Raw genomic sequence first — 15,240 nt, forward strand, 5'->3', positions numbered from 1 at the left:
GTCGAACACATTGCATGTAGGTGCAGCGAAGCCAACCGGAGGGCAATGCCCCCGGATGAATGCCGGAGCGAAGGTACGCCGAGCCTCAGCGAGGGGCCGTACGAAAGGGGCGAGACCTTTTGGTTCCTTTTGGGGCGTTTGCCAAAAGGGACTCGCCGTAAGGGCGAAACCATAAGCCGCCGTTACCGCAGGAATGGATATGTACTCAGTCAGCAAAATACAGGTCGGCTATCAGGCCGCTATCGCTGGCAAGCCAGCTCCCACAGGGGGTGGGTACAACTGCTAGATATATTCCGGCTGGCAGGCCGCCTTCGCGAGCAGGCTCGCTCCCACAATGTGATCTGCGTACGGACCAGACAACCAGGTCGGCCGGTAGGCCGCCTCGGTTGCTTTTGATCTGCCCGCCCCCTCGGGAGGCTGAGTGGAGGCGTTTATCCGGGGATGGGCGCGTAGCGCCGTTCGACGCAGTCGAACACATTGCATGTAGGTGCCAGCGAAGCCAACCGGAGGGCGATGCCCCCGGATGGACACCGGAGCGAAGGAACGCCGAGCCCCAGCGAGGGGCCGGACGCTGGGGCAAGACTTTTTGGTTCCTTTTGTGGCGTTTGACAAAAGGGACTCGCCGTAAGGGCGAAACCATAAGCCGCCGTTACCGCAGCAACGGATATGTACTCAACCAACCAACCAACCAACCAAACACCCCACCCACAGCAAAGCTCAAACCGAATCAACCAACTCCCGATGCACCCACCCACCCCCACAACAAACAACCTGATTTCGCCCCGAACTCTTGGCCTCATACAACGCCTGATCCGCATCATTGAGCCACAAAGTGGCGTCCGCATGCCTTGAGTCGAAAGCCGCCAACCCGATACTCAAGCTGACTTTGAACGCCGGACTCTGCTCACAGCCCAAGGTGGCAAAACGAGCACGCAAAGTCTCCATGACCGCAGCTGCACTGCTCAAGGGCAGGTCCGGCAAGATCACGCAAAACTCATCGCCGCCATAACGACCGGCAACATCAGTAGCCCGCAAATTCAGCTTGAGAATCTTGCTCAGTTGCCGCAACACGCTGTCACCCGCGACATGGCCGTAGGTGTCGTTGATGCTTTTGAAATGGTCGATATCGATCAAGGCAATCGCCCCACTCTGCGGCTGGCGTTGGCAGCGCTGGAACTCGATCTCCAGTTGATCCTTCCAGGCGCCGTGATTAAGCAGGCCCGTCAGGCTGTCGGTGCGGCTCAAGGCCAGTAACTCACGCTTTTGCCGGCCGAGGGTATAAGCCTGTCGATAGCAGATCCAGCCCAGTGCCAACGGATAAAAACACATCAGCGGCAAGCAGGCGTAAAGCTGGACCTGGCTGGTTTCAGGGATAAAGATCGGCGCGAACACCAACCATCCAACGCCAATCCCGAGGATCTGCGCGACAGCACCCGCCAGCAGAAACCGCAACCCGCCAATGGCTACGTTGTTCATTGCCATCATGGAAATGGTGGTGGCGCTGGGCAGTGGATTGAATTGCATGGCGGCCACCCAGAAGCCGCCCGTGAAGGCGTCTATCAGCAAATTACGGTGTTCGGCGTGATAGGGCACTTTGGCCCGGCGTGCCCATTGGTAGGCCAGATGCGGCCAGAGCAGGCCATTGAACAGCATGAGACCCCAGACCCAGGGCGCAGGCTTGAGTGGGTACATCGCCACACTCACACATACCAGACCCAACGCCAGGCCGAGGATGCGAGACGAGTAGAGTCTCCTGGCCAGTGAAAGTCCTTTTTCTCCCATCTTTCCCATTGGGACCTCTGTCGCACAGAACGGAACCTGATAACACCGGGGTTGCGGGTACTTTGGAAGTCTATCAGGGCAACGTTAAATAGCCATCACCGGCTGGCGGGCTGAATACCTCGGCATAGGCCTCATGCGCTCGCGCCACGATTGGCTATATATGAAGGGTCGGACCCATAACGATAAAAAAGGAGGCCCATGCAGACCTTTCAAGTGCTGATCATCGGCAGCGGCTTTGGCGGTCAGTGTGCAGCCGTGAATTTGCTCAAGGCCGGCATCAGCGACTTTCGGATGCTGGAACGGCGGGATTTCTTTGGTGGCACCTGGTGCCAAAACACCTACCCGGGCGCTGCGGTCGACGTACCCTCGCCCCTGTATTCGCTGTCCTTTGCACCTTACCGCTGGACGCAGATGTTCGCCGGGCAGGCCGAACTCCATCGCTACACCCGTTATGTGGTGGAGCATTTTGGCCTGCGTGAACGTGTTGAGTTGCAGGCTGATGTCGAGCGTGTCGAATGGGACGACGCCGGTAAACGCTGGGCGGTACACACCGTCGCCAAAGGCACGTTCCATGCGCAGTTCCTGATCAATGCCACCGGCCCCTTGAGCCAGCCGGTGGTCCCACACTTCGAAGGCCAGGAACGCTTTCAGGGCAAATCCTTTCACACCAACAATTGGGACCATTCCTACGATTACCGGCAAAAACGGGTGGCTATCGTCGGCAGTGGCGCCAGTGCGGCCCAGGTGATTCCGGCAATAGCCCCTGATGTCGGGCACCTGCATGTGTTCCAGCGTACGCCGCATTGGGTGTTGCCTCGGGCGGATCGAACATTCGGACGCTTCCAGCGCTGGTTACTCGGCCTGAAGCCGGCCTACAAACTGCTTCGCTGGATGATCTATTGGCAATTTGAAACCCGGGTGATTGCCTTCAAATATTCAAAACCCGCGGTGCGCATGGTCCAGCTTCAAGCCCTGCGTTTTCTAAAACGCCAGGTGCCCGACGGCGAACTTCGGCGAAAACTGACCCCCGACTACACCATCGGCTGCAAACGGGTGATTCTCTCGAGCACGCTGTACCCGGCATTGGCTCGCAGCAACGTGACCCTGCACAGCCGCGAACAAGGGATCGCGCGGATCGACGCGACCGGCATCGTCATGCAGGACGGCCAGCACATCGACCTTGACCTGATTGTCTGGTCTACCGGTTATGACGCCACTGACGGGGTGATTTCCTACCCGGTCACCGGCAGGTACGGCACACAACTGAGAAACGTCTGGGCCGAATTTCCCCGCGCCTACCTCGGTACCGCCCTGCCGGACTTCCCCAACCTGTTTATCGTCACCGGCCCCAACACCGGCATCGGTCATACCTCCGCGCTGTTCATCATCGAATCGCAGATGAACTACATCCTCGATTGCATTCGCACGTTAAAAGTACAGGGTTTAAACAGCATTGAAGTTCGCCCCGAGGCAGAACGTACCTACACTGAAATGATACATAGAGAAATGGAGCGCACAGTGTGGAAGTCGGGAGGCTGCCACAGTTGGTATCAAAGCAAGAGCGGTCATGTGATTGCCATGTTTCCGGGGTTCAGTTTCAGTTTCCACCGCTTGACCAGAAACCTGAAGCCGGCCGATCACATATTGTCCTGAACCGTTATAAGGAAGTCGCCTGATGCTTTTACTGGTTGTCGCGATCGCGGTTTTTGCTGCCTGGAGCTGGTTGAGCTACCCGGCCATCGGCTATTGGCTTTATGACTTGAGCACCGCTGCCGAGGCCAAGTTGTACAAGCTGCACAAGATTGTCGTGCCCATCAGCGAAATGACCGTCTCGACCTGGCAAGGCGGCCCCTACGAAGCGTCCAGTAACGTGTTGATGCTGCACGGCTTCAGTGCCGACAAAAACATCTGGCTACGCTTCGCCCGGCACTTCGTCGGTAACTACCGGGTCATCATTCCCGACATTGCCGGCCATGGAGAAACCGGCTTCAAGGCCGGTGGCGGCTATGACATCGCGCTGCAAGCCAAGCGGATGATTCAGTTGCTGGATGTTTGCGGCGTCGAGAAAGTCCATGTAATCGGCAATTCGATGGGTGGCTACATGGCGGCGTGGCTGGCGGCCACGTATCCGGAGCGCATTGTCTCGGTCGCCCTGATCGACCCCGCAGGCGTCACCGCGCCCGAGCCCAGTGACCTGGAGCGACACTTGGCCAAGGGCCACAACCCGTTCCTGATCAACTCACGGGAAGAATTCAAATATTTCTATGGCATGACCATGGCCGATCCTCCTTGGGTGCCGCGGGTGGTGTTGGATGCCATCGCCCATCGCTACGAACAGGCGCGCGATGAACTGGAGGAAATTTTCCGCGACTTTCGTGCCAGCCCACCGATGGAGCCCAGGCTCCCTTCGATCAAAGCCCCGGCCCTGTTGCTCTGGGGGCGCAAGGACCGCTTGATCGATGTCAGCAGCGTGGCGATCTGGAGCAAAGGCATCGCCGATCTGCGGGTGGAGATCTGGGAAGGCATCGGTCATATGCCGATGGTCGAGGCGCCTGCGGGCTCAGCACACCTGTATCGGGAGTTTTTGGCATCGCTGCGCTCGGAAAGCCCGCAGGATCAACGACTGCATTGAGGTTGCAGTCGTTTGCAGAATGAAGTTCGTCAGAATCTTCGTTTGTCGCCGACGCTCAAGGCTGCGATCTTTTCCTTAACGTCACCGCGCCAGGAATTCTGTTCATGAACCACCCGAGCTTCGTCAGCCCTGACCTGATTCGCCAACGCTTTTCCAAAGCGATGTCCGACATGTACCGCGAAGAAGTGCCGCTGTACGGCGCATTGATGGAATTGGTGGAAAAAACCAACCGCCACGTACTGGACAGTGATCCGCAAGTGGCCCGACAGCTAAACAGCACCGGTGAAATCGAACGCCTGGACCTGGAGCGCCACGGCGCGATCCGCGTGGGCACTGCCGCTGAACTGGCTACCCTCGCCCGCCTGTTCGCGGTCATGGGCATGCAGCCGGTGGGCTACTACGATTTGACCCCGGCCGGCGTGCCGGTGCATTCCACGGCATTTCGCGCCGTGCACGAAGCAGCGTTGCAGGTCAGCCCGTTCCGCGTCTTCACCTCTTTGCTGCGCCTGGAACTGATCGAAGACCTGGAACTGCGGGCGTTCGCCCAGTCGGTGCTGGACAAGCGCTCCATCTTCACCGAGGCGGCGCTTGACCTCATCGATCGCGCCGAGAGCCAGGGCGGGCTCACCCAAACAGAGGCCGGGGAATTCGTCGAGCAGGCGCTGGAAACCTTCCGCTGGCACCACAGCGCCACCGTCACCGCCGAGCAATACCAAAAACTCAGCGCCCAACATCGCCTGATTGCCGACGTGGTGGCCTTCAAGGGCCCGCATATCAATCACCTGACGCCGCGCACCCTGGACATCGACATCGTCCAGGCGCAAATGCCGGTCCACGGCATCACCCCCAAGGCGGTGATCGAAGGCCCGCCCCGCCGCCAGTGCCCGATCCTGCTGCGCCAGACCAGTTTCAAGGCGCTCGATGAACCGGTGGCCTTTACCGATCAGGCCAATGCGCACGGCAGCCACAGCGCCCGTTTCGGGGAAATCGAGCAACGCGGTGCTGCCCTCACGCCTAAAGGTCGAGCGCTGTATGACCGCTTGCTCAATGCCGCTCGGGACGAGTTAAAGGACTTCCCCAACGAAGCCAATGCCGAGCGTTACAACTCGCTGATGGCGCAACACTTCAGTGAATTTCCTGACACCTACGACGGCATGCGCCGTCAGGAACTGGCGTACTTTCGCTACTTTGTGACGGAAAAAGGCCTGGCTGCGGCCGAGCTGAAAACGTCCCCTCTGGAAGATCTGGTCAGCGGCGGGTTTCTGCGGGTTGAACCCTTGGTGTACGAAGATTTTCTGCCGGTCAGCGCGGCGGGGATTTTTCAGTCAAACCTTGGGGATGCCGCGCAAACTCACTACGGCGTGCACTCCAACCAGCAAGCATTCGAAAAAGCGCTGGGGCGTTCGACCATTGATGAGCTGGGGCTGTATGCCGAAACGCAGCGGCGTTCGATTGAGCAATGTTTTGCGGCGCTGGGTCGTTAACGAGAAAGATCGCAGCACCCTGTGGGAGCCGGCTTGCTGGCGATGGCGAATTCGAAGCCGCCATCGCTGGCAAGCCAGCTCCCACAGGGGTGGGGTTATCCGCAGAATTCAGGTCGGCTGGCAGGCCGCCTTCGCGAGCAAGCCCGCTCCCACAGATTTCGGGATTGTGGTGATGGTTGGGTACGACACAAATCCGTAGGAGCCGGCTTGCTGGCGAAGATCGTCAACGATCACGTGTCAATCCTGATGCCGCGCGGCGATCTCAGGTTTTTCGCTGGCAAGCCAGCTCCTACAAAGGCCGAGTGTCAGCTCGCCTGCAGCTTTTGATTTTGATCCACCCGCCCCTTCGGCGGGCTGAGTGGAGGTATTCATCCGGGGATTGGCGCGCAGCACCGTTCGACGCAGTCGAACTCATCGCATGTAGGTGCCAGCGAAGCCAACCGGAGGGCGATGCCCCCGGATGGATGCCGGAGCGAAGGAACCCCGAGCCTTGGCGAGGGGCCGGACGCTTGGGGCGAGCGTTTTTTTGGTTACTTTTTTTAGGCGTTTGTAAAAAAAGTGACTCGCCGTAAGGGCGAAACCATAAGTGGCCCTCACCGCAGCAATGGATATGTACACCCCACAGAGCATGGTCGGCTGTCAGGCCGCCATCGCTGGCAAGCCAGCTCCTACAGTTTCGCCAACAGCGCTTCGGCCGTCGCCTGCGACGACGCCGGATTTTGTCCGGTCAGCAGAAGGCCATCGGTCAGCACATAGCTGGCCCAGTCCGGTCCCTTGGAAAAAATCCCGCCCTTGGCCTTGAGCTCATCCTCGACCAGAAATGGCACGACGTTGGTCAACTGCACGGCATCTTCTTCGCTGTTGGTGAACCCCGTCACCTTCTTGCCTTTGACCAATGGCTGGCCGTCCACCCCTTTGGCATGCCGTAGAACACCCGGTGCGTGGCAAACGGTCGCGACCGGTTTTCCGGCGTTGTAGAAGGCTTCGATCAGGGCAATCGAATGTTTGTCTTCCGCCAGGTCCCAGAGTGGTCCATGGCCGCCCGGATAGAAGATCGCATCATAATCGCCGGCGTTTACCGAGTTGAGCAACACGGTCGACGCCAATGCAGCCTGCGCCGCTGGGTCTTGGCGAAAGCGCTCGGTGGCCTCGGTTTGCGCGTCAGGTTCGTCGCTTTTGGGGTCCAGTGGAGGTTGACCACCCTTGGGCGAGGCCAGGGTCAGTTGAGCGCCAGCATCCTTGAAGGCGAAATAAGGGGCCGCAAACTCTTCCAGCCAGAAACCGGTTTTCTTGCCGGTGTTACCCAATTGATCGTGGGACGTAAGAACCATCAGGATTTTCATGTCGTCACTCCATCTCGGGACTGCCGTGGTGGCTTATAGCAGTGATGCGCAGGAAGCTGTGCTTATCCTGTCGCAGGAACAGGGCGCGAGGGGCATCGCTCGGCCCGCAAGGCGCTTGGACACCTTGCGCCAAAAGCCGCCCGCTGTCGCGCAACTTTCTGCGCAAACAGGGCGTTTTTTACGTATGTCCATCACGGGTGAGAAAGGTTTGACCGAGCACTTTGAGATCCAATAACCGGGATTCGAAAGGCGCAGGTCAAGTTTGCTCGGGCCATATAAATATCGGCCAGCAGTTGCTAATCGTATTTTTAATGAAGTTAAAAAGGCAGGAATTACAGCGAAGTAAGTGTTCGCCCAGTGCATTGGCCTCGGCAATCCATGCACTGGTAAAGAGCCGTAACACTGGGCGAACGGGGCATATTTTAATTGAAGTCGATGAATTTGTCCGCGTTTGAAAGATGAAATCTTGCGACAGTTAAATGCTGACTCCAATATAATTAGTTACATCTTGAAACTCACCAATTCGACCATAAAACCGATTGTTCTTATACAAAAAGTTATACAAGAACAATCGCCCAGTCGCCAATAATCAACTTCCGCTTCTGCTGGTCACGGTCAGTATGTCGGTGTAAGTCACGACAACGCTTTGCCCCACTTTCAGGTCCTTCAATTTGGCCTGAACCTCCGGTTTTTCCACATCAAGTGTTTTGGACTCGCCTTTCGGGTTCTCAAGTGTCACGCGGTTGTTCTTCGCGTCAATTGCTTTGATTTTCAGCTGCACCTGAACCTGGCGATAGGCTTCACCGCCAGGGTTCGCGCTACCCGGAGCAGCTCGAACTTCACCGGTACGCTCGGTTCTGCCTGGCAAACCCTTATCGATATCGGTGTCCAGGTATGCCGCCACGGCGCGAGTCACCTTGATGTCGACCTGATCTCCGGGCTTCAGTTTGTCGAGGTTTTGCGCTCTTTCAGTCATTTGCACACTCACCCGATTACCTTCCGGGCCTTCAAGCACCACTTGACGCTGGGCGGCATCGACTGAAATGACTTTAGTGGTGATCTGGTCCGCTTCCACGACGGCAGACAACGGGATGTCTGCAGCAACGGCGTTAAGGCTGGCAGCAGACAGCAAGGTGGCGAGGGTGATGGCTTTGGTCAGTGCGTGACGTTTCATAGGCAGAACATTCCCTGTGATCATTGGCGAAAACGGCGTTGAAGCCAGCTTCAACGCCGTGTGCGATGAGCATAGACGCTGTTCAGGGAGTGTTCGCAGTTTCTGCCGATGATTGAAAGCACACCAGAGGCTCAGTAACCGGTCATCTCCAGATACCCCTGCCCGCCATGGCTACCGCTCAAACGCACCGGACCTTCCCAATAGGGAATTCGCAGGTTCATCCAGGCATTGGGGTTGAGTGCATCGATCGTGATGTCGAGGTGTTGTGCCGGGATTTTTATCGACCAGCGAACCGGCATCTTGCGCCCCGCCACGTTTGCGGTGTCCTGCGGTTCGAGGCGTATGTCGCTGGCCTGCAGCAGTCGAGCCTGGCCTTGGGCGTCGATCCAGGTACCGGTCAAGTAAGGCTCGCCCTCCCTGTGCCGCATGCGATAGAGCATCACTTGTTCACCGCTTTGCAGGTGCAGGGAAAACCAGTCCCAACCCGTCTGATTGGCCGTCAGGGGCTGGCTGCTCCATTCACGGTCCAGCCACGCCGGGCCACTGACCTGATAACGATTGCCGTCGATTTCCAGCGTGCCGCTGGCCTGGAAAAACGGCTGACTGTAGTAATACGACGCCTGCCCCTGTTCGGATTTCTGGCTGAAACCCTTGTCTCCTTGCAGCACCAAGGGACGTGTCGAGGTGAGCCGCAGCTGGTAGGCGAAGGATTTGTCACGGGCGCGAAGCTGAAGGTCGGCCAATGGATTTTCCGCCATCGCCTGACTGCTGAAACGCCAGTCGTCGATCCACGCATCGAACGGCGTCAGGCTGACTCCCGCTTGGCCGACGCCACCCCGGGCATAGCGTTCCGCCGCGTGGTGCACCGTCGCCGATGTCACGGCGGCGTGACCGAGCCAGATGGTCTGGTTCTCCCAACCTGCCACTTCGGGCGTGGCTTTCAAGGCGCTGCGAAACAGCGTCCATTGCGCGCCGAATTCACGGCCCTGTTCGTCTTTGAGATTGGCGGTGACATACCACCATTCGATGCGAAAGCCGTCATGGGGGCCATGATCCGCCGGGAAGTTGAACACTCGACCGGGCACCACCGGGGTGAACGCTGTCGCTTGATTGCCGAGGCCTGCGAAGCCTTTTTCTTCCGTCATGGGCTGATCACAGCCACTTAACAATGCCGCTATCAGGCAAATACCGAGCTTAATCTTCATGGGCGAACGTCCTCAGCAGGTCTGCCGGCTGCGTTCGATACAACGCATACAGCGGCCATGCCGACGCCAACAACGTCGCCAACAAGGCCAGGCCCATCAACTGCAACAGTTGCAACGGAAACACCCGCAATGGCAAACGCCAGCCGAACGCCTGGACGTTGACCACCGCGTCCAGGCACCAGGCCAACGCAATTCCCAGCGGCAAGGCCAGCACCAGCGTCAGCACTGCCAACAACCAGGTTTGCCCCAGGTTGAGCAGCATCAATTGCTGGCGCGTCACACCCAGCGCCCATAACGGCGCCAGTTGCCCGAGACGACTCTGGCTCTGGGTCAGCAGGCTGATGAACAACGCCACGCCGGCCACACACAAGGTCAGGCTATTGAGCGCGGCGGTGGCGGCGAATGTGCGTTCGAACACTTGCGTGGACCAGCCCTTTAGCCGCGCCTGATCGACGATGTGGCTGTCATCCAGGGCGAAACGTGCTTGCAGCGCCGTGACAAACGGGGCAATCGACGCAGGCTCGATACGCAGATTGAAACGGTTGGGTGTCAACTGCGGCCAGCCGCGCAGCAGGTGATGGATATTCGTCAGGATGTGGCCCTTGGGATTGCCGTAGTCGGCGTAGATCCCGATGATGCGCGGCGACCACGGCCCCTTGGGCGTAGCAATCGCCAGTTGATCGCCCAAGCCCACTTTCAAGCGCCGCGCCAACTGTTCGCTGAGCATCACCACATCGTCCGTGGCGAGCTGATCCCAGGGTTTGTCACCCACTGCCTCCAGCAGGGGCCAGTGCTGGCGATAGGTCGGATGATCGATCACGCCAAAGACGTCCGTGGGCCAGCCGTTGATCTGGATCGACACTTGCCAGTTGGGCAGTACCGCCGCGAGTTGCGGCTGCTGTTGCAGCCAGTCGTACAGCGCCCGGGCCTGGGCGGGATTTTGCGGGTTGAGATAAAGCTCGGCGGTCAGCCGCTGTTCGAGCCAGTCGCTGAAGGTCTGGCGGAAGCCGGCGGTCATGCTGCCGGCGCCGATGTTCGCCGCCAGCGCCAACAGCAGCGCCATCAGCGCCAGGCTCAGGGCCGGCAATTGCTGGCGACAATCAGCGAGAAACCACTGGCCGAGCACCGAACGACTGCGTTGCAGCAGTAGATTGAGCAGCGCATTGAGTAGCACCGGCAGCGCCAGTGCAGCGCCGATCAACAGCGATGCCATCAACACAAAACCGCTGATCAGGCTGTCGCCAAACAGCAGGGCCAGCCCCGCGATCCCCAAGGCAATTGCCGCCACCCAACCCTGGCGTCGCAACCAACGGCCATGGGCCTGATGCCAGGCCTGCGGGTCGGCCAGCGCCAGCAAGGGCAAGCGCGACGCCCGCCACAGGCTGTTGGCGCCGGCGAGCAAGGCACCCAACAGGCTCAAGCCGATACCGCTGAGCCACCACAGCGGGCTCAAGCTCAACTGCCCCGCCACCTCGGCGCCATACAGCCCGCGTAGGCTGGCGGCGACATCCGGCAGCAATACACCGGCCAAAAAATAACCGCTGACCACCCCGGCCATGCCACCGATCACGGCCAGCGCACCCAATTCGAATACCAGACAAGCGATCAACATCCGCGCGCCGACCCCACAGGCGCGCAGGGTCCGCAGCAAGCCTCGACGCTGTTCCAGCGCCAGCCCTATGGCGGCATGAACGATAAACAGCCCGACCACGAACGAGAGAAACCCCAAGGCATTGAGATTCAGATGAAAGCTTTCGGTCAGGCGCGCCAGATTGTTTTCTTCACCGCTGCTTTTGTACTGCAGTAGTCCCTTGAGCGGGTCGGGCAAGGTCGCAGTGAAATCCTTGGGTAACAGCAGCCGTGACAGCTGATCCGGCAAGCCGAGAATCTGCTGGGCAAAACCGATGTCCATCAGCAACAGTCCCGGGGCCATATCAGTTTGAATTCGCAGTGGCGGCAATGGCGCACCGCTTACGCTCGAGGGGCGCTCCCCTTCTCGCAAACCCAACGCCTGCAACGTCGACGGCGAAATCCAGGTGCTGCCGGGCGGGGTGAAAAACTCGACAACCTGTTCGATCGCCAACGCCTGCCCCGCCACCTGGGAACCGCTCGGCAGCGATACCGGTTCGATGCCCATCAGTTGCAGTCGCTGGTCTTCATGGCCCTTGAGGGTCAGCCGCCCCTGCAAGACCGGCGACACCGGCCAACCGGCACGGCGCAGGTCGATAAACCACTGTTGAGGGAAGGTCGCACTGGCGGGCGCACTGAGGCTGGCCTGAGGTTCCCCGCCGATCAACTGACTGGCGCGCGCGTAGCTGTCGCGGGCCTGGCTGTTGAGTGCTTGCACGCCGGTCAACAGGCTGGTGGCCAGCCACAGTCCGGTCAGCACACTGAAAAACTGCACCGGGTGCTGATGCCAGTGACTGAGCAGCGCCCGCAGGGTTTCGCCGAAGATGCGCATCTCAGTGCTCGCCCACACCAGCCAGACGACCACCGTGCAGCATCACTTTTTCCGCCAGACGCCCGGCAACGACAGGACTGTGGGTGACCATCAACAGGGTCGTGGCGCTGTCATCGAGCAGCTCCAGCAACAATTTCAGCACTTCGGCACTGGTGACTTCATCGAGGCTGCCGGTGGGCTCGTCGGCCAGCAGCAGTTTGGGGCGGGAGGCCAAGGCTCGCCCCAAAGCGACCCGTTGTTGTTGGCCGCCCGACAACTGCTCGGGATAGCGCTTGAGCAACTCGCCAAGCCCCAACCGCTGCACCAGGTGCGCTTGCCAATGCGGATCATGACGCCCGGCAAGTCGCGCCTGAAAGGCCAGATTGTCCTCCACCCGCAAGCTGCCGATCAGGTTGAACTGCTGGAAAACCAGACCGATTTCCGTGCGCCGCCAACTCGCCAGTTGCCCTTCGCTCATATGCTCCAGCCGATATTCGCCACTGCGGATGGTGCCACGGTCGACCCTGTCCAACCCGGCAATCAGGTGCAGCAAGGTGCTCTTGCCACTGCCTGACTCCCCCATCAGCGCCAGGCTGCTGCCGGGTTTCAAGGTCAGGTCGACGCCTTGCAGCACGGGCAATGGCCCTTGCGGCGTGGCGTAGCTTTTGAAGACACCCTGCACTTCGAGCATGGAGAAAACCGGTCGATGAGCCTGGGCCAAGAATAGCTCCGTAAGTGGATGCAATCCTCTGTAGGAGCTGCCGCAGGCTGCGATCTTTTGATCTTGCTTTCTGAATATCAAAAGATCGCAGCCTCGTTGCACTCGTCAGCTCCTACAAGTGGGCGACGACCTGCCCCCCTTGTAGGAGCTGGCTTGCCAGCGAAAAACCCGAGGCCGCCGCGCAGTATCAGGATTAACGTGTCATCGTTGACGATTTTCGCTGGCAAGCCAGCTACTACAGGGGCCGCGAGCTGCTCTGGCTTGTGATCTTGCTTTGTTTTTGATCTTGATCTGCGCCGTCGGAAGGCCGAGTGGAGGTGTTCATCCGGGGGTTAGGCGCGCAGCGCCGTGCGGCGAAGCCGCACACAGCGAGAGGAGGTGCAGCGCAGCAAACCGGAGGCGATGCCCCCGGATGAATACCGGAGCGAGGGGATGCCGAGCCTAGGCGAGGCACCGGACGTCAGGTGATTAAAGCGCTTGGTTACTTGGCGCTTTTCCAAGTAACCCGCCGTAAGGGCGGAACCAATAGCAGCCGTTACCGCAGCAATGGATATGTACACAATCCAAAAATCACTGCCCCACCGCCACACTCGCAGGCGCCTGGGACGGCGTAACAATGCTGCCCAAATCAATATGCTTCCACTCAGGCTTGGCCCCCAGCCGCGCATTGAACCGGTAGTTGAACGTGAACTCATCGCTCGTCGCCACGCTCAGCGGCTTGCCATACACCGCCTCCACCCCCGCCAGGTCATACCCCATCAACTGCAACAAAGTCGGGAAGATGTTGTAGTGGCTGGAGCGGTCCTTGTTGCCGGCCAGTTGCGCCTGCCAATCGAGGGTGTGCAGACCACTGCCCTGGATCACCACCAGGGGCACCAGACCTTCCTCTTCCACCGGGTCGCCACCGCAATGGGTGTTCAGACCGGGGTTGCCTCGCTCATGCAAGTCCTGGCCGTGATCGGAGGTGTAAATCAGCAACGCATTGTTCAAATTGGCTTGGGCAAAGACCCGTGAGAAAAACTCCCCGACGTTCCACAACAAGGTGTTCTTGTAGGCATTGCGGTACAGCAACCAGTCATCGGGCTGGCCATTGAAACCGTCCCGCTTGCCAGTGTCGCCCACCTCGACAAACTGCCCCCGCGGCAGGGTCGGGCGGTAAGCCATAAAGGCGTCTGGGTACTTGTCGTGCACCGGAAAATGCGCACCGACCTTGTTGATTATCACCAGCTGTGGCTTGTCGTCGTTGAGCAACTCGATCAATTTTGCCGCCGCAGCCATGTCGCGGTCGCGCACGCTGGTCTGGTCGAATTGCACGAACTCGTCGATGTCCTTTTTCTCGGCAGCGTCCATCAGGTTCTGCAGGTTGCCGCCGGTGCGTTGCGCATCGATATAGACCGTGCGCAAGCCCGCCTTTTTCGCGTACTGCCAGATCGACGGCAGCGTGCTGTTGATCCGCCTGTAGTCGGCGCGGGTGCCACCGTGACGCAGCGTGACGTTGGTGTCGGCACTGCAATTGGCGATCGACGCGGCATAGCCATAGTTGAAGATTTCGACGCCGGGATGCGGCTCCTTGAGGTTGCTGTGCACACCAAACGGCGCGTTGATGTCCAGGTAATTGCCGGAAATGCTCTCATCGATGATCAGCACAATGTCATGGCTCACCGGTTGATCGGTGCGCGCCAGGCTGATGGGCTCGCGTGGTCCAACGGTGTTGTGCAGGGACTCATAGGCAAACAGGTTCAGATAGGCCAGCGGTGTGTACATCATCGGCAGGCCCCGGGCGCCCTCGCCCGCACGCAGGAACAGCACCGCACTGAGCAGCAACACGCCGAGCAAGGGTGCAGCCACCAGCAGCGCGCCCGGCACAGGCCAGCGTCGACGGGGTTTGAGCGCGATGCCAAGCAACAATGGCAAACCACCCAGCACACCACTGATGATCGCATCGCGGTACTGAATGGCAGCTTCCTGAATAAACCCGCCCGAGTACACCAGCGAGACAAAACTGCTGTAGGTCAGGTAATCCGCGGTGACCCGTGAATAAACATCAAAGAACACGGCCGAAGAAAACATTGCCAGGGCGAACACATAACGAATCAACGTTTGGCGAATGTAAGCCGACATGAACAGTGCAACTGTCAAAACAACGAACATTACGACAAACAGTATTAAAGCAAAGTTGATGCCGAGCGCGCTGATACGCTCAAAGTAATAATCGTAATGGGTAACCAAATAGACAGTTATGAGAATTTCTTTCAGATATCGACTCATAGAATTTTCGGCACTCGCCCCCGCCGTGGGCCAATCAACCGTCAGCCATTTTTTGACACTAGCAGTGGGGCATCAAAGCGCAAGAAATGGCCCAACTTTGGGGGAATCGTCAAAAATACATCGTCTCAAAACTGACACACTCATCTAGCTATAGGCCGCGTATTTCAAGCCTTGCGACCGTTTATCGAATT

Annotated in this window: 10 protein-coding genes; 3 read left to right on the forward strand and 7 right to left on the reverse strand. The window is 59.0% G+C overall.

What is annotated here, in order from left to right; translation table 11 throughout:
* Positions 1-717: 717 nt before the first annotated feature.
* On the reverse strand, positions 718-1,791 hold the full coding sequence (locus tag ACRESJ_RS21720) for a diguanylate cyclase (RefSeq protein WP_431759741.1): 1,074 nt from the start codon (positions 1,789-1,791) through the stop codon (positions 718-720).
* Positions 1,792-1,980: 189 nt separating this feature from the next.
* On the opposite strand from ACRESJ_RS21720, the gene ACRESJ_RS21725 reads away from it, so the two are divergent.
* The 3 genes from ACRESJ_RS21725 to hglS all read left to right on the forward strand — a co-directional run bounded on the left by ACRESJ_RS21725 (position 1,981) and on the right by hglS (position 5,898).
* Complete coding sequence (locus ACRESJ_RS21725; protein ID WP_431759742.1) at positions 1,981-3,435, forward strand: flavin-containing monooxygenase; 1,455 nt, start codon at positions 1,981-1,983, stop codon at positions 3,433-3,435.
* Between the two features lie 22 nt (positions 3,436-3,457).
* On the forward strand, positions 3,458-4,414 hold the full coding sequence (locus tag ACRESJ_RS21730) for an alpha/beta fold hydrolase (protein WP_431759743.1): 957 nt from the start codon (positions 3,458-3,460) through the stop codon (positions 4,412-4,414).
* A gap of 104 nt (positions 4,415-4,518) precedes the next feature.
* Complete coding sequence (gene hglS, locus ACRESJ_RS21735; RefSeq protein ID WP_431759744.1) at positions 4,519-5,898, forward strand: 2-oxoadipate dioxygenase/decarboxylase HglS; 1,380 nt, start codon at positions 4,519-4,521, stop codon at positions 5,896-5,898.
* Positions 5,899-6,566: 668 nt separating this feature from the next.
* Here hglS and ACRESJ_RS21740 read toward each other — a convergent pair.
* The 6 genes from ACRESJ_RS21740 to ACRESJ_RS21765 form a co-directional block, all read right to left on the reverse strand.
* Entirely contained in the window at positions 6,567-7,241 is a 675-nt protein-coding gene (locus ACRESJ_RS21740) for a type 1 glutamine amidotransferase domain-containing protein (RefSeq protein WP_431759745.1), read from the reverse strand.
* Between the two features lie 589 nt (positions 7,242-7,830).
* Positions 7,831-8,415 carry a hypothetical protein gene (locus tag ACRESJ_RS21745; protein ID WP_431759746.1) on the reverse strand — a complete coding sequence of 195 codons (585 nt, stop codon included), beginning with the start codon at positions 8,413-8,415 and terminating at the stop codon, positions 7,831-7,833.
* Positions 8,416-8,546: 131 nt separating this feature from the next.
* On the reverse strand, positions 8,547-9,620 hold the full coding sequence (locus tag ACRESJ_RS21750; protein ID WP_431759747.1) for a lipocalin-like domain-containing protein: 1,074 nt from the start codon (positions 9,618-9,620) through the stop codon (positions 8,547-8,549).
* Positions 9,610-12,081: an FtsX-like permease family protein gene (locus tag ACRESJ_RS21755; protein WP_431759748.1), complete on the reverse strand. Its 2,472-nt coding sequence runs from the start codon at positions 12,079-12,081 to the stop codon at positions 9,610-9,612. Before ACRESJ_RS21755 ends, ACRESJ_RS21750 begins: the two co-directional genes overlap by 11 nt.
* Position 12,082: 1 nt before the next feature.
* Complete coding sequence (locus tag ACRESJ_RS21760) at positions 12,083-12,751, reverse strand: ABC transporter ATP-binding protein (protein ID WP_431759766.1); 669 nt, start codon at positions 12,749-12,751, stop codon at positions 12,083-12,085.
* A 600-nt stretch (positions 12,752-13,351) separates the two neighbouring features.
* Positions 13,352-15,049 carry a sulfatase-like hydrolase/transferase gene (locus tag ACRESJ_RS21765; RefSeq protein ID WP_431759749.1) on the reverse strand — a complete coding sequence of 566 codons (1,698 nt, stop codon included), beginning with the start codon at positions 15,047-15,049 and terminating at the stop codon, positions 13,352-13,354.
* Positions 15,050-15,240: the final 191 nt, after the last annotated feature.

Source organism: Pseudomonas sp. (assembly GCF_050739655.1).
Taxonomy (GTDB): Bacteria; Pseudomonadota; Gammaproteobacteria; order Pseudomonadales; family Pseudomonadaceae; genus Aquipseudomonas.

What these genes read in the sequence shown, in the direction of transcription:
- ACRESJ_RS21765 (WP_431759749.1), bottom strand. Translation starts at nt 15,049, where the DNA reads ATGAGTCGATATCTGAAAGAAATTCTCATAACTGTCTATTTGGTTACC.
- ACRESJ_RS21730 (WP_431759743.1), top strand. Translation starts at nt 3,458, where the DNA reads ATGCTTTTACTGGTTGTCGCGATCGCGGTTTTTGCTGCCTGGAGCTGG.
- ACRESJ_RS21740 (WP_431759745.1), bottom strand. Translation starts at nt 7,241, where the DNA reads ATGAAAATCCTGATGGTTCTTACGTCCCACGATCAATTGGGTAACACC.
- ACRESJ_RS21755 (WP_431759748.1), bottom strand. Translation starts at nt 12,081, where the DNA reads ATGCGCATCTTCGGCGAAACCCTGCGGGCGCTGCTCAGTCACTGGCAT.
- ACRESJ_RS21720 (WP_431759741.1), bottom strand. Translation starts at nt 1,791, where the DNA reads ATGGGAAAGATGGGAGAAAAAGGACTTTCACTGGCCAGGAGACTCTAC.
- ACRESJ_RS21745 (WP_431759746.1), bottom strand. Translation starts at nt 8,415, where the DNA reads ATGAAACGTCACGCACTGACCAAAGCCATCACCCTCGCCACCTTGCTG.
- ACRESJ_RS21725 (WP_431759742.1), top strand. Translation starts at nt 1,981, where the DNA reads ATGCAGACCTTTCAAGTGCTGATCATCGGCAGCGGCTTTGGCGGTCAG.
- ACRESJ_RS21760 (WP_431759766.1), bottom strand. Translation starts at nt 12,751, where the DNA reads ATGCTCGAAGTGCAGGGTGTCTTCAAAAGCTACGCCACGCCGCAAGGG.
- ACRESJ_RS21750 (WP_431759747.1), bottom strand. Translation starts at nt 9,620, where the DNA reads ATGAAGATTAAGCTCGGTATTTGCCTGATAGCGGCATTGTTAAGTGGC.
- hglS (WP_431759744.1), top strand. Translation starts at nt 4,519, where the DNA reads ATGAACCACCCGAGCTTCGTCAGCCCTGACCTGATTCGCCAACGCTTT.